This window comes from Chryseobacterium sp. FG46 (genome assembly GCF_057809135.1).
The window spans coordinates 65,777-92,285 of sequence record NZ_JBMDJJ010000008.1 but is presented as its reverse complement, the minus strand read 5'-3'; the positions used below and the strand labels follow the sequence as shown (position 1 = coordinate 92,285).

Below are 26,509 nucleotides of genomic sequence, written 5' to 3'. Positions count from 1 at the left end.
AAGATATGAATTTTATTTAAAATAAACAATAGATTCCAGCACGCTGATATTTAACTTATATATTTAAAAATCAACACCTTGATTAAAAGAATGCTTTGGATGAGCTCAGCATGACATTCTAATATTAACTGTCTTAAATTCAGAATGAAGCAATATCCGCTGTCACGCTGAGCATACACTGAAAGTTTACGAACGTAGTTCATGAGTATATATAATAAGTAAAAGACAAAATGAGATTCTTCATTTCGCTTCGCTTCATTCAGAATGACGGCGACATACAATTAAAGAAGAGCAACACTTTCCTCTCCCTCTCAAACTCTCTTACCCTAAAACCCTACCACTCTCAAACCCTCAAACTCCAAAATTCACTACCTTTGCACCATGGAATTACAGCCGATCTATCAAAAACTGCAGATTCAGGATATGAATCAAATGCAGAAATCTACTTATAAAGCGTCTGAAAACAATACAGACATTGTTTTACTTTCTCCCACAGGATCCGGGAAAACTCTGGCCTTTTTATTTCCTGTTCTCAGGAATCTGAAAAAAAATGTTCAGGGTGTTCAGGCATTGATATTGGTTCCGGCCAGGGAACTTGCCTTACAGATTGAGCAGGTTTTTAAATCCATGGGGACAGATTTTAAAGTTTCTGTCTGCTATGGTGGGCATGACAAAAAAATTGAGGTTAATAATCTGATTGAAGCTCCTGCTGTATTGATTGGAACTCCGGGAAGAGTTGTTTATCACTTAAGAAATAACAATTTTGATCCGAAAACGATTAAAACGCTGGTTCTTGATGAATTCGACAAAGCTCTGGAACTGGGTTTTCATGATGATATGGAATTCATTTCCAATTCTCTAAAGGGCCTTTCTCAAAGAATTTTAACGTCTGCCACAGCAATGGATGAAATTCCGGCTTTTACAGGATTAAAAGATGAAAAAGTAATCAGCTTCCTTAAAGAAAATGATGTAAAACCGGATCTCCAGCTGAGAAAAGTAATGACTATTCCTGAGGAGAAACTGGATACGCTTTTCAATCTGGTTTGTAAAATCGGAAATAAAAGAACTTTGATCTTCTGCAATCACCGTGAGGCCGTAGACCGTATCTCTGAGCTTCTTCATCAAATGGGAATCGACAGAGAAACTTTCCATGGCGGGATGGAACAGGATGAAAGAGAACGTGCATTGCTGAAATTCCGTAATGATTCTGCGAGAATCCTTATCACTACAGATCTTGCTGCCCGCGGACTTGATATTCCTGAGGTAGAATCTATTGTTCATTACCAGCTTCCTCCAAAAGAAGATGCCTTCATCCACAGAAACGGACGTACCGCAAGAATGAACGCCAAAGGTTTTGTCTACCTGATCATGACTGAAGAGGAAAATTTCCCTTTCATTAAAAATGATACTCCTGAAGAAAGTGTTGCCGGATTTACCAGAGTTCCGCAAAAAACACCTTTCCAGACTGTTTACATCAGTGCAGGAAAAAAAGATAAAGTGAACAAAGTAGACATTGTAGGATATCTGCTAAAGAAGGGAGAGCTTCAGAAAGAAGATGTAGGAATTATTGAAGTAAAGGACACCACATCTTATGTTGCCGTTGCCAGAAATAAAGTAAATGCTCTTTTAAGAAAACTTCAGAATGAAAAACTGAAAGGTAAGAAAGTGAAAATGGAGATTGCTTATTAGACTTTCCACTAAATTGTCATTGCGAACGAAGTGAAGCAATCTCATCTGTAATAAAAAGAGGTTGCTTCGTCGCTATGGCACAAAATTATTTAATCCCTCTCACCCTTGTAGGGAAAGTATATACAGACTTTGAGGCAGTAATGAACAGAATATCATTATTTTTTCCTCCAAAAGCCACGTTGGATGTCCATTTCTCAGGGATAGAAATATGATAGATTTTCTTTCCCAAACGGCTAAAAACATGTACACCGTCTCCTGTCAGGTAAAGATTTCCATGTTTATCAAGCTCCATTCCGTCTGAACCCATTTTGCAGAACAGTTTTTTCTCAGACAATTTTCCTTCTCCCAGTATATCATATACATAAGTTTGCCCGGCGTCAATATCAGAAATATATAATTTTTTTAATTTTTCACTTCCTACAATTCCATTGGGCTGTGTGAATGTATCCAGTTTAGTGACTTTTCCTGTCCTATCCCTGTAATAAAGGCTTTTATGCTGGATTTCCTGTTTGAAGCCTATCCAGTAGTCTCTTTCATACAAAGGGTCTGTAAAATACATTCCTCCAAATTCATCATTCCAGACATCATTGGGACCGTTCAGTCTTTTCCCTTCAAAACCTTTTAGCAGAATTTCTACTTTTTTATCTTTGGATATCTTCCAGATCTCACCCTGATCGTCCGAGCAGGTAATCAAATATCCATCTTTGTCAAAATGGGTTCCGTTAGCTCTTCCTGTTTTATCTAAAAACTCTATCACCTTATTGCTTTTCCAATCCCAATAATAAATCTTATCATTAGGCTGATCGGTAAAGTAAACATTCCCTTCTTTATCTGCTGATGGTCCTTCTGTGAAACTGAACTTGTCGGAAACCATTTCCGGCTGTACTCCTTCATAAAACATTTTACTATAATTTACTGATTGACAGTTTACCAATACGAAAACCAAACCAATCATACTTATTTTAAAGATATTCTTCATACTTCATTTTTAATGCTGCAATTTACGATATGGACTAAAAGTATCAAAATATTTTCTCATTTTGATACAATGAAAACAACAGAGATACAATGTCTCAATTGTCCTATTTTGGAAGTAGATCATATTAGTAATAAAAAGATATAATCCGGAGCTTTGCAATACCAGAATCGATCATTTTTTCATAGAAACATCAATCTGAAAATAAGACCGATCAGGATGAAAATTGTACCAAAATACTTTATAGCATAAACAATGAGCGCAGAGTCCAACAATATCAAGTCTTTGGAAATTGAAAATGAAGATTTCAGAAATTCCGTAGGAACCATGGATGAAACCGGGAAAAGAAAATGGATTTTCCCCAGAAAACCTAAAGGAAAGTATACCAACTACAGGAATTACACCAGCTATCTTCTTCTTGCTATTTTCTTTGGGCTGCCTTTTGTAAAGATCAATAATAATCCTTTTCTTCTCATTAACGTGATCGACAGAAAGTTTTTTATCCTTGGACAGCCCTTTTATCTGCAGGATTTTTTTATCCTGGCTTTAGGCGCTGTAACTTCTGTCATTTTCGTGATGTTGTTTACGGTCGTTTTCGGAAGAATATTCTGTGGCTGGCTGTGTCCTCAGACTCTTTTTATGGAAATGGTTTTCCGCAAAATCGAATACTGGATTGAAGGTGACCGAAATAAGCAGATGAAGCTGGACAGACAGGAATGGGATGCAGAGAAAATACGAAAAAGACTGACGAAATGGTCTGTTTTCCTTTTAATTTCATTGGTTATTTCCCACTTTATGTTCATGTATATTGTAGGATACGAAGAGGTTTTCCGCATTATGAGTGAAGGACCTGAAGGCAACTCACTGAAGTTTATGGTTATGATCTTCTTTACGCTGGCGTTCTATTTTGTTTTCGCATGGCTTCGTGAGCAGGTTTGTACGCTGGTTTGCCCTTACGGAAGACTGCAAGGAGTATTGATTGACAAGCAGACCATCAATGTATATTATGATTTTAAAAGAGGTGAAGGCCGCGCAAAATGGAGAAATAACGAAGATAGAAAAGCGGCAGGAAAAGGAGATTGTATAGACTGTAACCAATGCGTTGTGGTATGCCCTACAGGAATTGATATCAGAAACGGACAGCAACTGGAATGCGTCAACTGTACAGCCTGCATCGATGCCTGTGATGAAGTCATGGAGAAAGTTGGTTTACCTAAAGGGCTGGTACGTTATGCCACAGAAGCTGAGATTGAAAATCGTGATAAATTCAGATTCACTCCAAGAATGAAGGCAACTACCGTTATCCTTGCATTGCTAATTGGATTCCTTGGATTTTTAATGTACGACCGTGGTTCTATGGAAGCCAAATTCATCAAACCGGCAGGTTCTACATTCTTTGTTAAAAACGGTAAAATCACCAACACTTTTATTTATACCCTTCTGAATAAATCCAACGAGAAAAAGACCCTTACCATTAAAGTGATCACGCCCACGAATGCAGAAATAACCTACTTCGGTTCTGAAAAAATCATATTGAAAGGCGATCAGATCCTGAAAGGAAACATCAATATTTCCTTCCCTGAAGACGAAATTAAATTCTCAAAACAAAACATGGTCATCGGAGTATTTGATGAAAAAGGACAGCTGGTAGATTCGTTTGAAACTACTTTTGAAGGACCGTTTAAGTTGGCTCTTTAGGCTGCAGGTGATAGATGATAGGTTGCAGGGATTAGAAAAAGTAGTTGATATTTCCCTAATTCCCTTCCTCTGGAGGGGTGGCGAAAATTCAAAGAATTTTTGACGGGGTGGTTCACAATAATCCCACTCTCCTCCTCCTTCTATTACTTTAATCCATAAACCTTGAGCTTTACACTCATTAAGCCTTATATTTCCTCATAAACTGCGTAGGAGTCATTCCGGAACTTTTCCGGAATACTCTTACAAAGTAGGAATATTCTTCATATCCTAAACGGAAAGCAATTTCTACGAGGCTTTCATCCAGATACATGAGCATTCTTTTGGCTTCCAGCACTACCCTTTCTGTAATTACATCAGTAGCCGTTTTCTGAACAACAGTTTGCACAATCCTGTTCAGATGTTTGGATGAGATACCTAATAAAGAAGCATAATAGGTAATGGATTTATGTTTTGTGAAATTTTGCTCAATCAGATTTTCAAAATCCTGATAATGTTTAAAATAAGAAAGCCCTGCAGCAGAATCCATTGTATCAAAATCCTTTGAAAACAACCTGGCAGCATTGATGAAAATCTGAGACATCAATGATAAAATCAGACCTTCTTTCATGATACTTTTAGTCTGATGTTCTTCTCCCAATTCCTGAAATAAACTGATATTTTTCTTTAGTTCCGGAAAATCCAATTGTAGTTTTCGTGGAAAAGACACGGATCCGAAGAAAGGAAAATTTCTGAGTTTCTGATTTACATAATGCATTTCATAAAACTCCTGGGAACAAAAGAAAATATACCCGTCAATATCCTCCGAAAGCTCCCAGCTGTGAATCTGCCCCGGCGACAGAAAGAAAAGGCTGCCTTCCGAAACTTCATACCTTTGAAAGTCTATCTCATGTACGCCTGTTCCTTTGGTAAAAAGAACCGCAGCATAGAAATCATGTCTGTGAGGCTTTTCTATATGACGATGTCCTACCACCAAATGATTCTTCATTGTGTTAAAATAAAAATCTGAAGTATTTTTACCCGCCTGAAAAAGATCGATATGAAGAACAGAAATCGGATTCATTTATATGTATATATCGTAAGCATTCACAAATTTAGACAAAAAAGAACCAGTTTATCATGATCCTTTATATCTGCGACAACAAACATTGTTTCTGAATGATAAATTTAACCCCATAAATACCTTTGAAACAAAGTATAACCGCACTTTTTACAATATATTTTGGATTAAACTTTAAAAAATTTTTATCTTTGAAGTTTAGGAGTTGTAAAATGAAAATAAATTTACCTGATAAGCTGTATTATTCTATAGGAGAAGTTGCGAAAGCATTCGATGTAAACACTTCATTAATACGTTACTGGGAACAGGAATTCCCTATTATCAAGCCTAAAAAAAACAGAAAAGGAAACCGGTATTTCACTCCTGAAGACATCAAAAATCTTCAGATGATTTACCATCTGGTAAAAGAAAAAGGATACACGCTGGACGGTGCCCGCATCGCTCTGACCACCAACAGTAAAATTTCCGAAACCATCACTCTGATTGACCGCCTGGAGTTTGTAAAAGCTGAACTCATCAAGCTGAAAGAATCTTTAGGAGAAAGAGAGGAAGAATAAATGGTTTGAAAATATAAAAAACCTCCGCTGCAATGAATTGCAGCGGAGGTTTTATGTAAAATCTATCAGAAAATACAATTGAAAGCACTTCCGAACCTGTTGAAGACATTTGATACACCAGCTCCCGGCACTTTTACAGGTATAACAGGATATTTTACCGGATATTTTTTAACCTTTACTTTACAGAATGTATTATCTTTGAATCTTCACAAATTGATTAAAGAATGGACTACAAAATACATCAGGGAAGAAATGTAAAACGTTTCAGAGAAATGCTGGGAATAAAGCAGGAAGCATTGGCGCTTGATCTGGGCGATGACTGGAACCAAAAGAAGATTTCTTTACTTGAACAAAAGGAAACCATTGAGAACCAGCTGCTCGAAAAAATATCCGAAGTACTGAAAATTCCTGTAGAAGCTTTTCAGAATTTTGATGAGGAACAGGCTGTGAATATTATAGCGAATACTTTTCAAGATGATGCTGTTGCCTATGCTGAGCAATACAAATGTAACATCAACCCAATGGACAAAATTATCCAACTTCACGAAGAAAAAATTGCGTTGTATGAGCGTATGCTGAAGGAAAAGGATGAAATGATGGCTAGACTGGAAAAGCTGCTTGAGAAGTAAGAGATAAAAGATAAAAACCACTGTTGGAGCAGTGGTTTTATAATTATAACTTCACCACACGATGTAATCGTGCGGTAGCGGGGGAACTTTCTAAGTGACTGGAAACGGTTTATTAAATGGTTAGCAGGATTTCAGGTTTCTGGGCCAAAAATAAAACCCACCGCAATTGCAGTGGGTTTATCTTTATCTACCACACGAAAGGATTCGTGCGGGAGCGAGGAGGTTTAAAAGCCTGATTTCCAAAGAAGATCATTGATAGCTATTTCGCTTATATCAAAATCATCGGGATGCAGAATAAATCCATTTTGTTTTTTCAATTTTTCTATTGCTTTTTCAGCCATCTCTTCTGAAGAAAAAACACCTATAAATCTTTCATCATCTAAATATCTATTAATAGTGTAGCTATGGTTAATACTAATAATTGAATCCAAATTCAACTCTTTTACAGATAAATCACCATCATCTATTAAATCACTTTCTAAAAGATAATCTCTTCCAATCTCCCCAATAGAACTTTCGAATCCATTTTCCCAATGTACTTTATTAATGATAAATTTATTAATGACAAAATTATTGGGATAGAGATTAAACCCAGATAGTTTTAGAGCTTCTGATTTTAGTTTTTCAACATTTTCTATGGTATCACAAAATCCCAAAATTTTAGTATCCTTCAGTGAATCATCTGAATAAGTATGATCAAGGATATATATAAAATATTGCATAATCATTATTTTTTCTTTACTTCAAATCCTCTATCTCCCCATTTCTTAATTTTGTTAAATTCAGAACCAGGTCCTTTACTTGCTTTTCCTTTATTCCATTCCCCTTTACCATACTGTCCATTTAACAACCTTTCCGCAAAAGTTTTTCCGTCCTCATCTACATAAGGAGCTTCTCCTTGTTCTTTAGCCCAAGACGGAACGTCCTTTGCAGCCTCTTTTCCTGTTTTTCCACTAACAGGTACTTTTTTCTCTTTAGGTACATCCTGACCATTCACATCTTTATCTTCATCAGATTCTGTATTCATTGTTTGAGGAGAATACATCATCGGATCAATTTGTATTCCATGCTGAATTGGCAAAGGAGTATTAAAAATATCATCAATAATTAACTTTGAAAATACAGCTAATAAAATAAATAATCCTACACCAGATTCAGATGATCCTGCTCCTATTGTAATCGCTGCTGCATTAATGCCTGAATTACCTCTTGTTGCTACTTCATCAATATCAGTAAATTTATTTCCTCCATCTAAAAGCTGTACAGTAGCCCCATCAATTCTATAGCTTCCTGTCTTTCCTACATATGTCCAACCATCAGGTGTATTTCCTGGGCCTGTAACATTTGGATCCCACTTATAACCACCGTTTTTATCCTTTATCCAGTCTAAGATCTCACCTTGCATCCCTGTAGGATCTGCAAACTTAATGGGATTATTCCATACGTAACTATAAGCTTCATGAGTATATTGACTTCTAGGATCTACTGTTCCAAAACGCCCTGTATCTGGCATATAAAATCTTGCACCATAATCATACACTCCTGTCTCTTGCAGTTCCTTTCCATTATACTTGTATTTATACGCTGAATTTCCGGTTAATACATTATATCCTTCATGCTTCAATCCGAACGGGTAATAATTATTTTCTTCAATGATCTCTGTTCCTGCTCCACTTTTAGCGTAGCTCAATCTGGTATTTCCAAGGTGGTCCGAATAATTATACACATACTTTCCGGTTTCAACATTAAAATATCCTTCTGCTGTTGGGAAAAACTTTAATACCGAATTCGTATACTGAAAACCATCCAGATAATCGGTTGCTTCTGTTCCGAAAACCTTTCTTACTTTTACTCCGTCTGCTCTGTAAATATAATCTGTTACTTTAGAGTTTTGGGTAATCTTTCCTGGTAAATTTAGATAATTATATTGGATGAGAAGTATAATTATTAGAACTTATTTATATAACTATGGGACACGAGCGAGACACTTGCACCAGCAGAGGGAGGGTTTATTTTTTATCTGCGCAAAGTTATAAACTTTGCGTAGCGGAGTTACACTTGATTATCTCGTAAAAGACGGACAATACGAACAGATTTACGACGACACGCTGAAAAAACTAAAAGCAATACAAGAACTCGACAGCGATACAAAAGCTCATATTTTTGCAACCATCGATGCTTTTATCAAAGCTTCTAAACTTAAAAATATTGTAGCACTTTAGTTCTGTTTCCTAATACAAAACAAGAAAACCACCGCCAGAGCGGTGGTTCTATTATTGTCATCATAGCATAAGCTCGACGCTTGCTCCAGCAATGAGGAGGGGAAATTTATAAAACTTTGACATCGGAATCTAAAATATCAGATTTATAAAATTCTAATCTTACTGATTTTACATTTATAACCCCTGGCTCTAGATTTTCAGGGTATTCGTGTAACTCTGTTCCTAATGTTAAGTGTATATGATCTTCACTTTGCTTAACAAATTTTAAATATTCTATTAATTCCTCTATTCCTTGTTTATCAACAATAACCTCTAATTGTTCAGGAACACCTTTGTAATTTATAAATGATATCATATTAATCTTCTTTTGTTGGTAATTTTTTCTTAGGTGGCATGTTTTTAGGCTTAGGATTTGGATAGTTAACATCAATATGTGCAGGCTCTACTTTTTTTCCCGTTTTTCCTGATTTTCCAGTATCTACATTATATGAATAACCAGATTTCTTATTTTTATAAGAAGTTGAACCACTTTTAGGGTCTGTATAAACTTTATCTAATTTCCCTTTGTTAACTTGTTTTTCCATTGCATTATTTACCTGCGAAGTCATTTTTGTTTTGAACTGATTTCCTAAGCCAGGATCTTTAGCATTTCTTATACCTTTAATTCCTCTTCCCAACCCATCTGTAGCCGCAACAATAATAACTTCTGCTGCTTTTTCCCCTGTTGTTTTCCCTGCTGTTTTAGAATCTCCTTGTATCAGTGCTCCTGCTGTTTTAGCCGTTCCATAAATACCAAATGTCATAGAATTAGCCACACTATCACCATAATCACTCCAAGTGTAATTGTTAACTGCATTTTTTGTTCGATCAATAGGATGAGCTATGAAATTTCCAATTCCTTTGAATGTTCCGACAAAACCCTCTTTTACCCCAGTAAAAAATTCATTACAACAATCATCATCTCCACCATCATCTGGAACTCTTCCATCAGGATCCATTAAACTTATCGGATTATTATAAACATAGGCATAAGGATCTTCTGTATTTTCAACTAATGGATCTAACTGCGTCCAACGCCCCACATCAGGCATGTAATTTCTCCAGCCATAATCATACATACCACTTTCCTGAAGCTCCTTGCCATTGTACTTGTACTTATACGCTGGATTTCCTGTTAATACATTATACCCCTCATGCTTCAATCCAAACGGGTAATAATTACTCTCTTCAATGATCTCTGTTCCTGCTCCACTTTTAGCGTAGCTCAATCTGGTATTTCCAAGGTGGTCCGTATAATTATACACATACTTTCCGGTTTCAACATTAAAATACCCTCCTGCTGTAGGGAAAAACTTTAATACTGAGTTAGTATATTGGAAGCCATCCAGATAATCGGTGGTTTCTGTACCGAAAATCTTGTTTAGTTTCACTTCGTCTGCTCTGTAAATATAATCCGTTATCTTAGAGTTTTGGGTAATCTTTCCAGATAAATTTAGATAATTATATTGGATGGAAATATAATTAATAGAACCTTATTTATAAACAACCCTTGCCATATTTGCAAGGGTTGTTATTTATCCTACCTTGAAAACCAGAGGGTAAGTTTATTTAAAAGCTCAAAGTCTGGAGACTTTGCGCAGTGGGGGCTTTATCTGCCATACAATAAAATCGGTAGCAGGATATTATTTTCTCATTAATATTTGAGAATCACTTAAAAATACTATTTTTTTGTAAGGTAGATTTCTGCTCTAGCTCTTTGTTTTGTCATTTTTCCATTAACAATTCTAAATAGAATAGGGCTTTTCATCATCATTCTATCTCTGTCAATCTTAAATATATAATAAGTTGTATTAAGTGTATCTAAATTTTTAAATTTGTATGTTCCAACTGTTTTATATTTGTCTGCTATTGCTTTATTTTCAAGATTAAACACACCCTGCTCACTAACAGTCACGATTTCATTAACTGCAATTTTATTGAAAGTTCTTCGGTTATCATCAAAATAAACCACATTGGTTAATTCCCATTTACCAAAGGCTTCTTTCTGTCGTTCTTCTGACAAATTTACTCCTTCATTTCCTGCTTTATAAACTACAGAATTAGTAATCTGATCATTTTTAATAGTTTCATTTTTTTTACAACAGAATAATGATAGAAGAGCAAAAAAACTAATAACTATTTTTTTGTTGCTGTATTGTTTTAACATCGATTGCTTCATATTTTTTTTGTCCAAATTGTATTTTAGATTGATCTTGTTGTCGGTATAAAGTAGCTCCTTGTAAGCTTCCATAAGCTCTCCCAAATCCTTTATTATAATTCATAATTTCTTGTAATGAACCTTTTGCTGGCGAAGAATCAAAACCAAAATAACTACTCCAAACAACACCGCCATTTTTTTTGCCAGTTGCTTCTATCATATGACCATCCCATAACAATATATCTCCAACTTTAAAATTTTTACCTGCTGCTTGAGATGACTTATAGCCAGAATCTAATAAGAATCCTCTTATATTTTCTATGCTGTCATCTACAAAAAAATATCCATTAGTTAAAACATATCCATAACAATTTGTAACATTTTGGGCATTTTCATTTAAGAAGTTAGTTCTATTCCAAGGCATCCATCCATACTCTTTATCCCATTGTCCAGCAGTTTGCTTAACATTTAACGTAGCGTTACCGTTTACAGATTTTAAAGTTCCTACTCTCGCTCTTACATTTGCTTGATAAAATTCGACAGTATCTTCAAAATTCCAGTTATTAATAAAACCTGACCAACTAACACCTCCCCAAGAACCTTTTGGACCTGGCCCTGAATCACTTGCAGTATTTCCATTTCCATCAGAAAAATTTCCATTTCCATCATTTGTCCAAGTAGTATTATTTCCCGATTTATTCCACAACTCATCCATAAAAGATTGAGATAATCTTCCATCGGGGTCAATATGACTAATAGGATTATTTAAAACGTAATTATATGGTGACCATCTTCTAGAAACTTCAGCCAAAGGATCTATCACTCCCCATCTGCCCAGATCCGGCATATAAAATCTTGCTCCATAATCATACATCCCCATCTCCTGCAATTCCTTTCCGTTATACTTGTATTTATATGCAAGATTTCCTGTTAATACATTATATCCTTCATGCTTCAATCCAAACGGGTAATAGTTACTCTCTTCAATGATCTCTAATCCTGCTCCATTCTTGGCATAACTTACTCTAACATTTCCAAGGTGATCTGTATAATTATATACATATTTTCCGGTTTCAACATTAAAGTATCCTTCTGCTGTTGGAAAGAATTTCAATACAGAATTTTCATATTGAAAACCATCCAGATAATCGGTTGTTTCTGTTCCAAAAACCTTTTTTAATTTCACTCCGTCTGCTCTGTAAATATAATCTGTTACTTTGGAGTTTTGGGTAACTTTTTCAGGTAAATTTAGATAATTATATTGAATGGAGGAAATTCCTTTATCCAATTGAGTTTTCATATTTCCGTTTAGATCATAAGTAATAGTACTTCCTGTACTTCCTGATGCTAACGGATATCCACTGATGGCGTTTCCGGTGCCTATTTCTTTAAGGTAAGATAGCTTATTACTTTGTTCCCCATTTTCATAATGGTATTCCAGATTGTCCATTACTTCAGGGGCGGTATATCCCGGAAGCTGTCTTCCTCTTCTTAAAAGGCTTTTTATATTTCCGTTAAGGTCATAGATCAACTGCTCGTGGTATTCTCCTCTTTCTAAATTCATGGCATCCCAGAAACGGCCTTCTTTAAGTCGGTTAAGCCCATCATACTCGTAGGAGTAATTTCTCAATACTGCATCATTTTGAGTAATCCATGACATCTGGGAAATGTTTCCATTATATCTTGCAGAACCTGAAAACTGATTATTTGGGTTGCTGTAACGCAATTCGTAGGCAAACAGTTTATTCTGTAAATTAGCAGGATCATTCACTTTTGTCATCCAGCCTCTGATATTGTAGGCATACTTTACACTCTGTAGTGGACTGCCTGTGGTATTTCCTACATTTTTAGTCCGCAGCTGCCCCAGATCATTATACAGATTTTCTGCCAAAAGTTCCTGAGCACCTCCGTTTACCTGATTCCAGTGTCTTACGAGTCTTTCCTGGTGATCATATTCAAAGGTTTCTTTGATATTTACTTTGGTATCGTTTGCAGACCTTTTATGTTCAACAAGGCTATACTCCGGTACTCCTGAAAATTTCAGGAAGCTTTCGGTCTTGGTATATCCTCCTAAATGATTCAAAGAATGGGTTGCGATTGTTCTTCCTTTTTTATCATAGTAGGTAAATGATTTTGTCCAGCCGTCATTTTCGATATTCTTAACATAAGAAGCCGTGGCAAGACTCTTAGTACTTACCGTAGAATTCTGTGTGGTCTGCGGCAATACTTCCTGTCCTAAAACAGCAGTCACTGCCGGAGCTTCTTGAGGATAGGTATCATAATAATTGACGGTTAGAAGCTTATCAACTGCTGTAGGATAAGAAGTGTTTCCGTATTCAATACTAACTCCATTCAGCGTAAAGCTTCCCCCACGGGTTTCAAAAGTATCTGCAGGTTGATTATCAATCGTATTCTGTATGCTATTTCTTGAATTGGTATCCCGGGTAATTCCTGTATAGACTACTCTTCCGAAACGGTCATATTTGGTAAACAACCATGACTGATCCGCTGAAAAATTGGCAATTCCATTTTTAAGAACGGTATCTCTGGAGAGAATAATCTGATCTTTTTTATTGTAAACCATCTGTTCCCAGCCTTTTCCCGGAAGTTTCTTTTCTACCAGTCTTTTTTTGCCATCATATTTATACTGATAACAAAGATGTTCCAATGCTGAAGCGGAAACTGCTGCTGAAGCCGAAGCCAAAGGAGGTATCACAAATGCCAGCTGGTCATATTCATTGTAAACGTAATAAGTATCGGCATTTTCTGAAGCACTGACAATCTTTCTTACCAAAAGCGTCTGACCTCTGCCATTTTTAAATTCTACAGTTTTATTATTATCCTCATCGGTTACCGTATTTTTATACAGCTGGGCATCGCCGTATGTGCCGGATAATACAAGCTGAGAAGAAGTAGCTCCATCCACCCATGCGGTAACAGTGGTAAATTTTTTAACTTCACCTGCCACATTGGCTTCATATCCAAAAACAACAGGTTTGTTTTGCCAGTCAGTTCCCGGGTTTTTCTGGTTCAACACTCTGTCAAGTGGAGAGTTTTCCAGTGTTTTATGGCTAAAAGGAAAAGAATCATTAATGCCGTTAGACTGATAGTAGCTATTGGCACTGCCTTCTACATTGGTCTGGATATTCCCACTCAATGAGTTCATAGGAACCGGAAGCCAGCTGTCTACCTGTCTTCCGAAATTATCATAAGGAATATGCGTTACCAGATCTTTTCCGCCAGGAGTAGATTTAATACTCACAGTCTGCTTAGGTCTTCCCAACCCGTCAAAAAACTGTATACCCTGTATCTGCTGAAGAGATCCGTCTGAAACCGTGGTCGGAACTAAATACTGTCTGGTATAGACATAATTTTCCGCCGTTGGAAGGCTAGACGAATAATTGACTGTAATGGGAGTATAAGTTTCTCCATTGCCAGATGATGATCCTCCAATGTAAGCCCGAAAAGTTCCGTTAACGGAGCTGAACTTGAATCCCGGAAGCATTCGTATACTCTGAGGGTCGGCCACTTCAGTATTCGGAGCGGGAGGAGATGATAAAACCACCTGTCCAAAGTGGTGAAGACTCAACAGCAACCCAATGCTTAAATATATTTTTTTATACACTTCTATATATTAATGGGTTGCATTGGACTTCATCATAAGGAATTGCTCTTTCAATTGCTTAATTTCGGAAACAGCGTTTTTCAGTTCGGAATTCTCTCCTTCTAATTTCTGTATTTTTTCCTGCTGATCCTTTAACTGTCTTTCCTGTTGAATAGCATAAAGGGTAAGCTCTTCAATTTTCTGTAATAATTTGATCTGAAATTCACCAACGTTTACTCCTTCTTTTTCCATCACCTTCGCAGATGCAATTTCAGGAAGGTGCTTTTTTTCTTTAATATGTTTGGCTACTTCTTCCAGCTTTGGAAGGTGGTAGTTTTCTTCGAATACGAAGTCGGCAGTTGGAGTCAGCGTTACTTTTATCTCTTTAGCTTCCAGCTTGCCTTGCAGTAAGGCATTTCCCGCAGAAGAAATTCTCATGATTTCAGGCATCGAAACGGGTGAATCTATAGCTACTTGCTGGGAGGAGGATGCCAATAATCTGAAACCTTCATTATCAAGCGTAAGGGCTGTTTTTACAAAGTTTCCTTCCCCACTGCTTGAAAGCCATCCTACATTTGTACCATTAGCTTTTACTCCATAACCCATATAAGAGGAACCTGTGCTTCGTAATGCTCCCCAGTTATTCATGGAACCACTAGCGTAAGGGATGGAAAAAGCATTAATTCCGGTCACAGAATCACCAGCTCCCGCCATAATAGTTCCTGCTACATGTAGCTTACTTAAAGGAGTTACTGTACCTATTCCCACATATCCGTTACTGTCATTAATAACAAGTTTGGGGTTTGTATAATCTCCTTTGGAAACAATCCACTGGCTGCCATGCAGATCACCAAAAAACCAGCCATTAGTTCCGTTAAGGTATTGAGTTTGAATCCCACGGATAAATCCTCCATCATTGGTACTTCTTTTTAAATATAAGATAGGAGAAGAATTTTGAATGGTTACTTCAGAAAACGCTCCTTGTTGAGCAAATGATAATTGAGCACCTAAAATTCCTGCAATGAATAGTATTTTTTTCATAATTTGAGTTTTTATTGTTTATAGTTATATTTGAATTCTTTTAATAAGTTGCCTGTCTGGCTGTTTTCTCTGATTTCCTTAAGCCTGTTTGCTGAATCATAAAGATATACTTCCCTGATTCCTGACGGCGGAGTGATACTTCGTACACCAATTAATGGATCATAAGTATACGTTGTAATCTGATAATTTGGCAGACTGTTTCTGAAGGTATTAAATACTGATAAAATGGAAGTTTCATCATTATTAGCTGCAGCTACTGCATCTGTATTGGAAGCTGTAACAATAGAATCTATTAATGACTGTGAAATATCTGTTAATTTGGCGCCTTCTATCTTAGCAATGGGCTGGGTTTGGTTATAGCCCCAGATAATTGTTACAGGAATACCAACTCCTAGAGGATCAGGATTTATTGTATATTGAACAAGATTACCGACTCCATCATATTTATTATAGATGACATTTTTTTCCATAACATCAGATTGCAGATTTTTACTAAGTCCTTCATAAGGGAGAGGAAGGCTTGAAGTTTTTAAGTCTGCCTCAGCCTGAGATAATGGATATTTTATTTCAACTTTGGAAATTGTATTACCGTTATTTTTTACTTCAGTTTCTAGCGGAAGTCCAGTAATTCCTTTACTAAATAAATAAGGATTATTACCTCCTTCAGAATATTTATAACTTGTAATTATAGTCTGGTCAGGATTTATTGCTTCATGTTTTTGGACCGAACCAAGGGTATTATAAGTGAAGTGTTCCTTGGTTTCAATAATTTTATTGCCAAAATATCGCTGTGTTATTATAGAATCAATTTTATGAGACTCCGCCATCATAGGTGTAATATAAAAATGATATTTTGTAATACCATCATAGTCCCCCGTTGAGGCTATCATAGGATCTTTTCCATCCGATAAAAACTTCTTTTCAGCCCTAACACTATAGAATTGATTAAATGGTAATAAATTCTTATATTTATATGTAACAGATTCTATAATATTATTATCTGCATCTTTGATCATTTTTTGGTCTAAAAGTCCATTATGCTGATTTTTAATTACAGGAAAATAGTCTGCTACAGTATTTTCTACATTCCAATAATAATATTCTGTTTTTCCTTTTATTTGTAAGGGATTATTAATATCCGCTGTGCTTTCTGTAACTTTACCATATCCCACTGCATCATACTCACCAGAAGAGATCTGATCGGTAATCGACCAAAAACTGTTATAGGAATAGAAGCCAGAACAGTTAGTTGCCTGTCCACAATTAAAACAATAATAATCCTTTTGCCTTAAAGGGCTTATTTTATTTTGAAGAACACCACTTTCATATTCATATTTTTTCCATTCTGCTAAAGTTCCCTGGCTGGAATAATTTTTTAAAGATTTTATTCTGGGACCGTGGCCATAAGAAGTAAAATTACTGCCTATATCTGGTTTTTTAACGATAGTAAAAGAGACTCTTATCCCTGCAGAATGATAAATATCTGCAGCTTGATACATACTGTTATCAATATTTAAAACCACTCTATTTTGAATTGTGGGATCATTATAATTGATAAAGTTGAATACCCCGTCCATCTGAAAATTATAATTCTGGCTGAAATCAGTATTATTGGTAAGTTCTCCAAATTTCCATTCTTTAATAACTTCCAATACAGTTTCCCCGCCACCTGCATTCTTTTTAATTTTTAGCAGTTTAATACTGGCATTAGCATTAGCCATCTGATAGTAGTTATATCTTTTAGACTGTGGACCAGTAGGACCGCCATCAAATCCGCCTGAAAATTCAGCATGAAAGTTCAAAGAACCTGCTTTGTCGTATGGAAAATCATATATATTGTTTAAAGGGCTATATCCCCCAATACCATTATTATTAAGGTGGATAGTCTCGCTGAGGTTGAATATCTGGTCATGACTAGGGATAAACTGATTCTTAAAGGAATTAAGCTCATATTCATAATCAGTATAGCCCTTAGTAGGATACTCAATTCTCTTAAGCATATAAGTGCTGACAAAGTCTTTATTAGAATATCTATTATTCCCTTCATAATATACTGGCACTCCCATAGCAGGAGTGAGATAAAAGCTCAAATCAGGTAATAAATTATTATTATAGTGTCCGTTGTAATATCCCCAGAAATCTTTAGCAAAAGAAACTTTTGGAGGTAAGGTAGCGGAAAGATCATAGTCAAACTTAAATTCTTCATTGCTATTGATCTTGTTACCGCTATTATCATAAGTAAAAAAAGAAACTTTATCCAGCTTTAATCTTTTACCAAATGCATCTTTCATATGAGTAAAGTTCTGAAGCTCAGTAATGGAAGATGGAAAATCATCCCGATAAGGGAAATAAGTGTAAATAAAATCTAAAGATTTAAATTTTTTGTTATTTCTTATATTTATAAAGTCAATAGATTCAAGTCTTTTAAGATTGTTCCAACTGTATAGATTAATATCCTGCCTATCTCCAAGGTTAAAAATGATTTCCAGATCATCGGTTTTAATTTTTTTCAAAATTTTCACATTACTATTATTTAATGTTGCTTTTGCAGGCTCAAACTGATAATTTATTTTTCCATAACACATATCAGTGGGTCCTAAACTATAAGCTGAAGTTCTGATATTTCTCTGTTGGGAAAAAGAATAAAAATTATAATTCGCATCCTGATACACAAAAGAGATCTGCTTCGTATTGGGAAATACTATTTTACTGATTTTATAGCTTCTACTTGAAAATTCTTCTGATAAAGGTGTTCCATTGTAACTGGAAAATATTTCTTTTTGTCCAAAATAATATTTTATTCCATTATCATCAGTAGCTATGATCTGATCATAAAAGACTTCAAATTTTATATTTTCACTTTTCTCCAACTGAATAATCTCACGGGTCTGAAGATTAATGAAAAAGCTTCCGCTATGTCCAAAGAAGTTAAATCTGAAAATGTCAACCTCAGCATTTTTTCCATACACAATCTCATTTACCACTGTGCTTCCATCGGATCCGATTGGTGATGATGGCGCGAAGCATCCAGGATTTTGCTGATTGCCGATAATACACCAATTATAATCGACAAATCCTCGTTGTTTTACCACTTTAAATCTTCCTGCTCCTCCTGGATATAATTCGAGTCTGTTATAAAACGGGATATATTCGTTTGGAGTAGCATAACTTACATCATTCTGATCCGCCTTTCCTTTAACATCTTGGTAAATTACACCTTCAGGCATCAGGTCCCAGCCTAACCCCACCCATGTAGCCTGGTCATCCAGTTTAATACCGGAGGCGTTATAATTCAAGGAAATAGGCAGTTCTAGTCCTGCTTCACGGATTGTATGGATAGGAACATTAGTTTGTGCTACACCTGTATATGTACCGACTGGAATATCTCCAAATCTTTTAAACATTGCTACTTCAGGTGAAGTGGGAAAGTTTGCATTTATTTGATTTTGTGAATACAGCCAACTGCAAAACAGCAAGAGGCACATAATTTGATATTTTTTCATCGTGTTTATTTCTTAATTAATTTAGCACTTGCCGTTTTATTGGTATCGGTTTTTATGGTAATTAAGTAAGCCCCCTGAACCAAACTCTGAGTATTAATCTTAGTCACTTTATTTCTTGTTTTCAGGTTCTGTAATTGTCTACCTGACATATCATAGAGTAAAATCTCTGCCTCTTTGAAATCAAAGCCGATTTCAACATACGCATAATCAGAAACAGGATTCGGATAGATTTTGATGTCATATTTTTCAATTAACTGATCAACCTGCTTATCTCCCAGTTTTACAATCTTCCAGTTTTCTTTGCCTAGTTCTTCTGCACTGGTTCCGGCCAGAACAATAGAGCCGTCTCTGTTCAGTTTTAAATCAGAAAGTCTCTCTTCTTTTTTTCTGGATTCTCCGGTGATATGCTTTCTCCACTGTTCACTGCCGTTTTGATCCAGGTACAGCATCCAGAAAGTTTCGTCATCGGTTTCTATTCTTCCTTCAGCCTGAGTATAACCTCCCAATAAGATTCCTTTAGAAGATTTGTCATCCGCAGAATGAAGTACGCTCATACTCATCAGGATGTCTCTGTTTTTAAAATTGTAAGACTTCTGCCACTGTTCATCACCTCTTTCATTTAAAGCAATCAGCCAAAGATCTGTTCCTTCCTCTAAGCCTACAGTTTTGTTTCCTGACCTTTCTGATCTGGATTCTCCACCAATGATAAAACCATTTGAAGTTAATGCCAGAGTTCTCAAATGATCATCACCTTTCCCTCCAAAATTCTTTTCCCATTCTACTTTTCCGTTTTTGTCCAATTTGACAATCCAGTAGTCGCCTTCACCGAAGTTGCGGCTGACTTTGGAATAAGAGTCGATCTTCACACCACTTCCAGCCTCCAGCTTCCCGCTTCCAGCCTTTACTTCAGAACTCCTTGAGTAAATTCCCAATAAAGCACCGCCATCTCTGGTTGGAATCATCTTCTCTATTTCATCTAAGCCTTTTCCTCCTAAAATGAATTGGGAAAGTTCTTTTCCGTCTTTATCTAATCTAATGATCAAAACATCTTTTGAGCCGTAACCTTTAGAGGAGTTTTGTACATTGCCAGCTACAATAAATCCCTGATCTATAGTCTGAATCACGGCTCTTGCTTCTTCATCCGAAGATGTCCCTAATGTTTTCTGCCACAATTGGTCTCCAAATTCATTGATTCTGATCATCCAGATGTCTGAGCCTCCCTTAGAGTCATCCTTTTTATCAAGACCTTTTCCTGAATATGATGTTCCGGAAATCAAAAAACCACCGTCCTGAGTAGTGAGAGCTGAAGATAGATAGTCATGATTGTTTCCTGAAAAGTATTTTTCAAAAACCTGTTCTCCCTGCTGATTTAATTTTATCAGGCGAAAATCATAACCGTTGTTTTGTTTGCTGTTCTGTTGAAGTTTATCGCTTTGAATGGAACTTCCTGAGACAAGATACTGTCCGTCAATGGTTGTAGTGACCTGGCTTAGAAAATCCTGGGTAGAGGATTGGATATCTTTCTGCCATACCACTTCCTGAGCAGATATGCCCAATATAGTACATAAGGTAAATGCACCGAGATAGATTTTTTTCATTCTATGTTTTCTGAGTTAGTTATTAAAACGCAGCGAATTTAATATTTTTCAATACATGTAAATAGTTATATTTCAATACACTATAAATTCTACTATTAATAATTAAATTTTCTTTATGTTGTATTATAATTTCTCTTATTATGATGCAAAAATATCTACCAACAACGACAGGACTTGCCGTGTTAAAAATAAAAATAAGATCAGAGTATTTCAGTATCAATTACGAAATTATATCACCTAAAAAGCAAGATTCATATTAGCTTTTAAAGAATAAAAATACAATCTCTATACAATCTTTAACCATTTCATTATCAACTATTGTCGAGCTTTATTTTTATCTATAAGTTTACTGCATAATGAGAAAAAGCTATTACCAGAAATTGGCATTGATGGTCACTTTGCTGACTGTTTTATTGGTATATCAGAAATATACCAGCCGGGAAAAAGAACCTTTTCCTGAAGTTACCTTTATCAAAGATGTTTCAATATCAGCAAATCTATCAGATTTTGATCCTAATACACTTGACAAAGAACAGTGGCTGAAACTTGGATTTTCAGAGAAGCAAACGGCTACCATTCTTAAGTATAAAGATATCTTAGGGGGGAAATTTAGTTCAAAAGAACAGTTGAAAAAATGTTATGCTATTTCTGAAGAGAAGTTTAGTGAACTGGCCTCTTTCATTTTACTTCCTGAAACAGCAGAAAAAGAAAATTCCAAAAGATTTACTCCATACGGAAAGAAAGAAATTCTGATATCTGGAAAATTCAATCCTGATCAGTTTTCTTCCCACGACTGGGTTAAGATGGGCTTTAGTGAAAAGCAGGCAGAAGCCATTATAAAGTATAAAAATTATCTCGGAGGAAGTTTTATAAGTAAGGAAAAGTTTAAAGAATGTTTTATCATTTCTCCGGAAAATTACAGCAAACTTGAACCTTATCTTTTACTGCCCGCAAAAACTCCGGAAAACTTCAGAAATTTTACGAAGAATAATACTGTAAAATCCGGAATTCAATATCATCCATTTGATCCTAATCAGTTGGACTTAGAAGGTTGGAAAACACTTGGATTTTCAGAAAAACAAGCAGTCACAATCATTAATTATCGGGACCGGAATTTACGGGGAAGCTTTAAAAGTCTGGATGACCTGCAGAAATGTTTTGTAATTTCCGCAGAGAAATTTCAGGAAATGAAACCGTATGTCAAATTTCAGGAAAAGCAACAGGAAAAAACAGATTTTTCAAAAACAGATCTTAATACCATTACTTTTAAACAGCTTATTGAATTCGGACTGGATGAAAGAAGTGCTGGTTCAGTGATTGGTTTCAGAAAGAAACTGGGTGGCTTTATGAATAAACAACAAATTCTAAGCACTTACAACATCGATCAGGATCTGGTTCAAAAACTGATTTCCATAGCTCCATTGAATACGTCAAATGTTCCCCGATATTCATTAGTAGAAGCACCCGAGGAATGGCTTAAAAATCATCCTTATTTCAAATATTCGGCAGATAAGATCATATTCTACCGGATAAGCAATCCTGATGATAAAAAAATATGGAAACTTTTAAAACTGAAACCTGAATATGAAGAAAGAATGAGATTATATACAAAATAATAAAAATCTTATCAATATGGATTTAAGCTCAATTGATTTCTAAGAAAGAGGCTTGTCTCAAAAGCCAAATAATTTGGCTTTTGTCATTAATTTCGTCGAATCTTCAATTTCTGACGAAGGAGGAATCTTGTTATTAGTCAAACACATAACATTTTTCACTCCATTTCTGAATTGCGTTCGCATACTTCCCCTACTGTGTTCAGAATGACATTTCTTGAGACAGCCTCTTTATCATTTGAAACCTTATTTTAAGTTCTAATGATGCATATAATTGCTGGGACCATTAGTTCCTTCAATGGATTCCGGCAGTATTCCATATCGGGTTCGCAAATCCACTGTCCCTAATTTTTTTCCTGTATTAATATCAATTATACTAATGGTTCCTGAATTTAAGTTAGGAAGATCCAATAAATTATTTTGTACTGCGACAACATCCTTTCCTGATTTGGTTTTAAAGAAAGCCATATGATGCGCTCCTTTATCTGCATCAAAAGTCTTCAAAAGCTTTAATTGAGGAAGATTATTGATATCAAATACAAGTACTTTTCCAGGTTCTGCGAAACTAACATAGAGTTTGTTGGAATCATCAATATACATTTCAAGTGCCCAGCCTAAACCTTTTGTACTTCCATCAAAAACCTTAGTAAAAGCATCATATTTTTGGGTCGTAGTATTATATGGAGCCATCCAGATATCACCTCCAAGCATTGTGGTAGCAAGGGCGTATTGTGGAAATTTTCCACGAAGCAGTAAAACTTCAACAGGAGCGGACATATCTGTTGGAGAATCTGCTACCTGATACGTCTCCTTTATTTCATAGGTATTCAGATCTAATAAAGTACAGGTATTGCCCATTCCGGTAGTAAGATCAGGATGAATGGTGGATGATACCATCATTAATCCCTTTTCCTCATTAATTGAAATACCATGCGGATACATTATAAATTGGTTGGGATTAGTTTGAATTGGAGCTTTAATTGTTTTGATAAGCTGATTATTATTGGCATTAAAGACCCCAATACTCCCATCTTTTGGACCTCCTGCTCCACCCATAAAGGTCATAAAATATCTGCCATCATTAGTGAAAAATAAATTTTCGCCTACCGTATTCTCCCCAGTATCAATAGGAGTTGCACTGATCAATTGAGGCTGTCCATTCTGATCTTCTCCTGTTTTTATTTCATAAAGATAGCTGCCACCTAAAGCAGTTGTGTACATTTTTTTTGCATTCTGATTGTAATAGATATGATGCGGCAATACACCAATACCTAATTCAAGTCTGTTGCTGATATTTCCAAAATTCGGAGCTTCAGGATCGAGTTCAATGACGGCAATTCCATCTGGTAATCCTTTCAGACTTCTGTAATCAATGTAAAACGAAGAATCATGAGGGTAATCCTGATTATGATTATCATTTTGACAACTCAAAAATATTACTAAAGCAACAAACAATAGAACTGAATTTAATTTTAGTTTCATAATTTACTGATTATGGTTATTAGTATTATAAATATAAAACATTTTCAATGAAATATAAAATATATTACACTAATATGTGAGAAATAATTAATTACTTCTCAAATTGTTTATATCAGAAAAAATGAAATTGCTAAAGTATATTAGATATTTTAATCAAAGGTTTTACTGGAATCTGCCAGCAAAGAGTTGAGCATGTTAAGTTCTTCATCGGTCATATCTCTCCATTTCCCGATTGGCAAATCAAGTTTGATATTCATGATACGGATTCGTTTCAGTTTTTTTACTTCATATCCAAGATATTCACACATTCTTCGGATCTGTCTGTTGAGTCCCTGAGTAAGGATAATTCTGAAATTCATTTCATCAATCTTCTCTACCTCACATTTCTTAGTCACAGTATCAAGGATAGGAACACCATTTCTCATTTTTTCCACAAATCTTGGAGTGATAGGTTTGTCTACACGAACAATATATTCTTTTTCGTGATTATTGCGCGCGCGCAGAATTTTATTGACGATATCACCGTCACTCGTTAAGAAAATAAGTCCTTCACTTGGTTTATCCAACCTTCCGATAGGAAAAATTCTTTTCGGGTGGTTGATATAATCTACAATATTATTTTTTTCACGTTTGGTATCTGTAGTACAAACAATTCCTACCGGCTTATTAAAAACGATATACACAGGTTTTTCCTGAGGTTCTCTGATGGGTTTTCCGTCTACTTCTACAAGATCTTCATCAGAAACTTTGGTTCCCATTTCAGGAACTTTCCCGTTTATCTTAATTCTGCCCTCCTCCAATAGCTTATCTGCTGCTCTTCTGGAACAGTATCCTGCTTCTGATAAATATTTATTAATACGTGTCTTTTCCATTAGTCTTTTCCGTAACCGGTATCATTTTTATTGCTGAAATAGTACTTCCATAGTTTAAGCTTATGAAAAACCATCATCTACGTTTTCTGTGTATATAATTCAAAAACAATCCCTCTTTCCTTGGTCAATCCTTTTTGAATAGGAACTTACATTCTCTGTCTTTCCTACTGCAAAGTTAGGAAGAAAATTATATTCTTAAAATGTATTGAGAACTGTTGGTTTGATTATTACAGACCCTCAAACCTGTACTCATTATTCAGGAACTGATCTGTAGCATCTTCAATGGCATAATCACCAATTTTGGTACGTCTTAATTGTGTAAGATAGGCTCCTACTCCCAATTCCTGGCCGATATCATGGGCAAGACTTCTGATATAAGTTCCTTTTGAACACCCTACCATAAAACTTACTAAAGGAAAATCGATTTTAATATCTTTGATGTAGTGAATCGTTGTTCTTCTTGCTTTCATTTCCACTTCTTCACCAGCTCTGGCAAGGTTATACGCCCTTTCGCCATCAATTTTAATCGCTGAATAAACAGGTGGCTTCTGTTCAATTTCTCCAACAAATTTTTCCAGAACTTCCTTTACCTGTTCTTCAGTAATATGAGAGATATCCTGTTGAAGGATTTCAGGTTTTTCGGTATCATAGGATTCCGTCTGTACTCCAATTTTGATCTCTGTCCAATATTCTTTAGGAGCATCCTGAATTTCAGGAATTTTCTTAGTAAATTTTCCACAGCAGACAATAAGAAGCCCGGTTGCTCTGGGATCTAAAGTTCCGGCATGTCCGATTTTAAATTTCTTGGGAAGATCAAATTCCCTTTTAAGTTTATATTTCATTTTATTGACAGCCTGGAAGGAAGTCCAGTCCAAAGGCTTATCCAATAAAAAAATGTATCCTGATTTCAGTTCTTCAGCAGTCATGAATGGGTATAAAAGATTTCTTATTTAAAGAAATAAAAATAAATCAACAAGGCAATTCCTACAAAAATACGGTACCAGCCCCAAGGTTTAAATCCATATTTATTAAGCACTCCAATGAATGCTTTGATCGCAATAAGTGCTACAATAAATGCTACAATATTTCCTACAACAAAGATCATAATGTGATCCTGTGAAGACATGATCATTTCATATCCTTTCTGCGGATTTGCGGTTTCTTTTCCCCAGGTTTTAACAAAAACTGAGTACACTGTTACGGCCAGCATCGTAGGTACAGCAAGGAAGAAAGAGAATTCAGCAGCTGCTTTTCTGGTAAGGCCTTGAGTCATTCCCCCGATAATAGAGGCTGCACTACGGCTTGTACCCGGCATCATGGCAAGACACTGCCAGAAACCGATGGTAATGGCTTTTCTTATGGTAATTCCTTTCTCATCATCAATTCTGGGATTCTTGAACCATTGATCAGCAAACAGTAAAACAACACCACCTAAAACCAATACGGAAGAAATGGCAATCTGATTTCCAAGAACGGCTTCAATTTTATCATCGAATAAATATCCCAGTACCAAAGCCGGAACTACGGCAAACGCAAGTTTAAAATAAAACTGAATATTATTTAAATCAAAAAACTTTTTCCAGTAGGCTACTACCACAGATAGGATAGCTCCAAACTGAATAGACACCTGAAACATTTTTAAAAATTCTGTTTCCTCCAACCCCATAAGATTTGCAGTAAATCCCATATGTGCTGTAGAGGAAATCGGAAGATATTCTGTCAGTCCTTCTACAATGGCAATAATAATTGCTTTGATTAAATCCATATTCTT

General features: G+C 35.7%; 22 protein-coding genes. 7 read left to right on the top strand and 15 right to left on the bottom strand.

What is annotated here, in order from left to right; translation table 11 throughout:
* Positions 1-381 precede the first annotated feature (381 nt).
* Complete coding sequence (locus ACODR7_RS08165; RefSeq protein WP_488838589.1) at positions 382-1,689, top strand: DEAD/DEAH box helicase; 1,308 nt, start codon at positions 382-384, stop codon at positions 1,687-1,689.
* A gap of 85 nt (positions 1,690-1,774) precedes the next feature.
* On the opposite strand, the gene ACODR7_RS08160 is transcribed toward ACODR7_RS08165, so the two are convergent.
* Entirely contained in the window at positions 1,775-2,668 is an 894-nt protein-coding gene (locus ACODR7_RS08160; protein WP_488838588.1) for an SMP-30/gluconolactonase/LRE family protein, read from the bottom strand.
* A 252-nt stretch (positions 2,669-2,920) separates the two neighbouring features.
* On the opposite strand from ACODR7_RS08160, the gene ccoG reads away from it, so the two are divergent.
* Entirely contained in the window at positions 2,921-4,363 is a 1,443-nt protein-coding gene (ccoG, locus tag ACODR7_RS08155; RefSeq protein ID WP_488838587.1) for a cytochrome c oxidase accessory protein CcoG, read from the top strand.
* 178 nt (positions 4,364-4,541) lie between these two features.
* On the opposite strand, the gene ACODR7_RS08150 is transcribed toward ccoG, so the two are convergent.
* On the bottom strand, positions 4,542-5,423 hold the full coding sequence (locus tag ACODR7_RS08150) for an AraC family transcriptional regulator (protein WP_488838586.1): 882 nt from the start codon (positions 5,421-5,423) through the stop codon (positions 4,542-4,544).
* Between the two features lie 209 nt (positions 5,424-5,632).
* Here ACODR7_RS08150 and ACODR7_RS08145 point away from each other — a divergent pair, with 209 nt between their 5' ends.
* From ACODR7_RS08145 to ACODR7_RS08135, 3 genes are all read left to right on the top strand, one after another.
* A complete protein-coding gene (locus ACODR7_RS08145) occupies positions 5,633-5,977 on the top strand; it encodes a MerR family transcriptional regulator (protein WP_076597126.1) in 345 nt (114 codons plus the stop codon).
* Between the two features lie 78 nt (positions 5,978-6,055).
* Positions 6,056-6,235: a hypothetical protein gene (locus tag ACODR7_RS08140; RefSeq protein WP_488838585.1), complete on the top strand. Its 180-nt coding sequence runs from the start codon at positions 6,056-6,058 to the stop codon at positions 6,233-6,235.
* On the top strand, positions 6,202-6,606 hold the full coding sequence (locus ACODR7_RS08135) for a helix-turn-helix domain-containing protein (protein WP_488838584.1): 405 nt from the start codon (positions 6,202-6,204) through the stop codon (positions 6,604-6,606). Before ACODR7_RS08140 ends, ACODR7_RS08135 begins: the two co-directional genes overlap by 34 nt.
* Positions 6,607-6,830: 224 nt before the next feature.
* Here the strand turns inward: ACODR7_RS08135 and ACODR7_RS08130 are convergent, their stop codons facing one another.
* Together ACODR7_RS08130 and ACODR7_RS08125 are read right to left on the bottom strand one after the other, a co-directional pair.
* Positions 6,831-7,328 carry a DUF7336 domain-containing protein gene (locus ACODR7_RS08130; RefSeq protein ID WP_488838583.1) on the bottom strand — a complete coding sequence of 166 codons (498 nt, stop codon included), beginning with the start codon at positions 7,326-7,328 and terminating at the stop codon, positions 6,831-6,833.
* A gap of 5 nt (positions 7,329-7,333) precedes the next feature.
* Positions 7,334-8,332 carry an RHS repeat domain-containing protein gene (locus ACODR7_RS08125; RefSeq protein WP_488838582.1) on the bottom strand — a complete coding sequence of 333 codons (999 nt, stop codon included), beginning with the start codon at positions 8,330-8,332 and terminating at the stop codon, positions 7,334-7,336.
* Positions 8,333-8,645: 313 nt separating this feature from the next.
* On the opposite strand from ACODR7_RS08125, the gene ACODR7_RS08120 reads away from it, so the two are divergent.
* The gene (locus tag ACODR7_RS08120; protein ID WP_488838581.1) at positions 8,646-8,828 is read left to right on the top strand and encodes a hypothetical protein; all 183 of its coding nucleotides are present in this window, start codon (positions 8,646-8,648) and stop codon (positions 8,826-8,828) included.
* Between the two features lie 106 nt (positions 8,829-8,934).
* Here ACODR7_RS08120 and ACODR7_RS08115 read toward each other — a convergent pair whose 3' ends face one another.
* From ACODR7_RS08115 to ACODR7_RS08085, 7 genes are all read right to left on the bottom strand, one after another.
* Positions 8,935-9,183, bottom strand: a complete 249-nt coding sequence (locus ACODR7_RS08115; RefSeq protein ID WP_136522792.1) for a hypothetical protein — start codon at positions 9,181-9,183, stop codon at positions 8,935-8,937.
* A 1-nt stretch (position 9,184) separates the two neighbouring features.
* Entirely contained in the window at positions 9,185-10,258 is a 1,074-nt protein-coding gene (locus ACODR7_RS08110) for an RHS repeat domain-containing protein (protein WP_488838580.1), read from the bottom strand.
* 290 nt (positions 10,259-10,548) lie between these two features.
* Entirely contained in the window at positions 10,549-11,034 is a 486-nt protein-coding gene (locus tag ACODR7_RS08105) for a hypothetical protein (RefSeq protein WP_488838579.1), read from the bottom strand.
* Complete coding sequence (locus ACODR7_RS08100; protein WP_488838578.1) at positions 10,997-14,650, bottom strand: DUF6443 domain-containing protein; 3,654 nt, start codon at positions 14,648-14,650, stop codon at positions 10,997-10,999. Before ACODR7_RS08100 ends, ACODR7_RS08105 begins: the two co-directional genes overlap by 38 nt.
* 9 nt (positions 14,651-14,659) lie before the next feature.
* Complete coding sequence (locus ACODR7_RS08095; RefSeq protein WP_488838577.1) at positions 14,660-15,670, bottom strand: hypothetical protein; 1,011 nt, start codon at positions 15,668-15,670, stop codon at positions 14,660-14,662.
* Positions 15,671-15,681: 11 nt separating this feature from the next.
* Positions 15,682-19,173 carry a hypothetical protein gene (locus ACODR7_RS08090; RefSeq protein WP_488838576.1) on the bottom strand — a complete coding sequence of 1,164 codons (3,492 nt, stop codon included), beginning with the start codon at positions 19,171-19,173 and terminating at the stop codon, positions 15,682-15,684.
* Positions 19,174-19,178: 5 nt separating this feature from the next.
* Complete coding sequence (locus ACODR7_RS08085) at positions 19,179-20,771, bottom strand: T9SS type A sorting domain-containing protein (protein WP_488838575.1); 1,593 nt, start codon at positions 20,769-20,771, stop codon at positions 19,179-19,181.
* Positions 20,772-21,127: 356 nt separating this feature from the next.
* On the opposite strand from ACODR7_RS08085, the gene ACODR7_RS08080 reads away from it, so the two are divergent.
* Positions 21,128-22,387, top strand: coding sequence for a helix-hairpin-helix domain-containing protein (locus ACODR7_RS08080; protein WP_488838574.1), 1,260 nt, complete (start codon positions 21,128-21,130; stop codon positions 22,385-22,387).
* Between the two features lie 255 nt (positions 22,388-22,642).
* On the opposite strand, the gene ACODR7_RS08075 is transcribed toward ACODR7_RS08080, so the two are convergent.
* The 4 genes from ACODR7_RS08075 to ACODR7_RS08060 form a co-directional block, all read right to left on the bottom strand.
* Positions 22,643-23,866 (bottom strand): hypothetical protein, encoded by a 1,224-nt coding sequence (locus tag ACODR7_RS08075; protein WP_488838573.1) that lies wholly within the window; start codon positions 23,864-23,866, stop codon positions 22,643-22,645.
* 149 nt (positions 23,867-24,015) lie between these two features.
* Positions 24,016-24,738 carry a 23S rRNA pseudouridine(2604) synthase RluF gene (gene rluF / locus ACODR7_RS08070; protein ID WP_488838572.1) on the bottom strand — a complete coding sequence of 241 codons (723 nt, stop codon included), beginning with the start codon at positions 24,736-24,738 and terminating at the stop codon, positions 24,016-24,018.
* A gap of 227 nt (positions 24,739-24,965) precedes the next feature.
* A complete protein-coding gene (gene truB, locus ACODR7_RS08065; RefSeq protein WP_488838571.1) occupies positions 24,966-25,664 on the bottom strand; it encodes a tRNA pseudouridine(55) synthase TruB in 699 nt (232 codons plus the stop codon).
* Between the two features lie 20 nt (positions 25,665-25,684).
* Positions 25,685-26,503, bottom strand: coding sequence for an undecaprenyl-diphosphate phosphatase (locus ACODR7_RS08060; protein WP_488838570.1), 819 nt, complete (start codon positions 26,501-26,503; stop codon positions 25,685-25,687).
* Positions 26,504-26,509: the final 6 nt, after the last annotated feature.

Coding starts and splice junctions, on each gene's coding strand:
- ACODR7_RS08165 (WP_488838589.1), top strand. CDS start 382: ATGGAATTACAGCCGATCTATCAAAAACTGCAGATTCAGGATATGAAT.
- ACODR7_RS08160 (WP_488838588.1), bottom strand. CDS start 2,668: ATGAAGAATATCTTTAAAATAAGTATGATTGGTTTGGTTTTCGTATTG.
- ccoG (WP_488838587.1), top strand. CDS start 2,921: ATGAGCGCAGAGTCCAACAATATCAAGTCTTTGGAAATTGAAAATGAA.
- ACODR7_RS08150 (WP_488838586.1), bottom strand. CDS start 5,423: ATGAATCCGATTTCTGTTCTTCATATCGATCTTTTTCAGGCGGGTAAA.
- ACODR7_RS08145 (WP_076597126.1), top strand. CDS start 5,633: ATGAAAATAAATTTACCTGATAAGCTGTATTATTCTATAGGAGAAGTT.
- ACODR7_RS08135 (WP_488838584.1), top strand. CDS start 6,202: ATGGACTACAAAATACATCAGGGAAGAAATGTAAAACGTTTCAGAGAA.
- ACODR7_RS08130 (WP_488838583.1), bottom strand. CDS start 7,328: ATGCAATATTTTATATATATCCTTGATCATACTTATTCAGATGATTCA.
- ACODR7_RS08115 (WP_136522792.1), bottom strand. CDS start 9,183: ATGATATCATTTATAAATTACAAAGGTGTTCCTGAACAATTAGAGGTT.
- ACODR7_RS08105 (WP_488838579.1), bottom strand. CDS start 11,034: ATGTTAAAACAATACAGCAACAAAAAAATAGTTATTAGTTTTTTTGCT.
- ACODR7_RS08095 (WP_488838577.1), bottom strand. CDS start 15,670: ATGAAAAAAATACTATTCATTGCAGGAATTTTAGGTGCTCAATTATCA.
- ACODR7_RS08090 (WP_488838576.1), bottom strand. CDS start 19,173: ATGAAAAAATATCAAATTATGTGCCTCTTGCTGTTTTGCAGTTGGCTG.
- ACODR7_RS08085 (WP_488838575.1), bottom strand. CDS start 20,771: ATGAAAAAAATCTATCTCGGTGCATTTACCTTATGTACTATATTGGGC.
- ACODR7_RS08080 (WP_488838574.1), top strand. CDS start 21,128: ATGAGAAAAAGCTATTACCAGAAATTGGCATTGATGGTCACTTTGCTG.
- ACODR7_RS08075 (WP_488838573.1), bottom strand. CDS start 23,866: ATGAAACTAAAATTAAATTCAGTTCTATTGTTTGTTGCTTTAGTAATA.
- rluF (WP_488838572.1), bottom strand. CDS start 24,738: ATGGAAAAGACACGTATTAATAAATATTTATCAGAAGCAGGATACTGT.
- truB (WP_488838571.1), bottom strand. CDS start 25,664: ATGACTGCTGAAGAACTGAAATCAGGATACATTTTTTTATTGGATAAG.
- ACODR7_RS08060 (WP_488838570.1), bottom strand. CDS start 26,503: ATGGATTTAATCAAAGCAATTATTATTGCCATTGTAGAAGGACTGACA.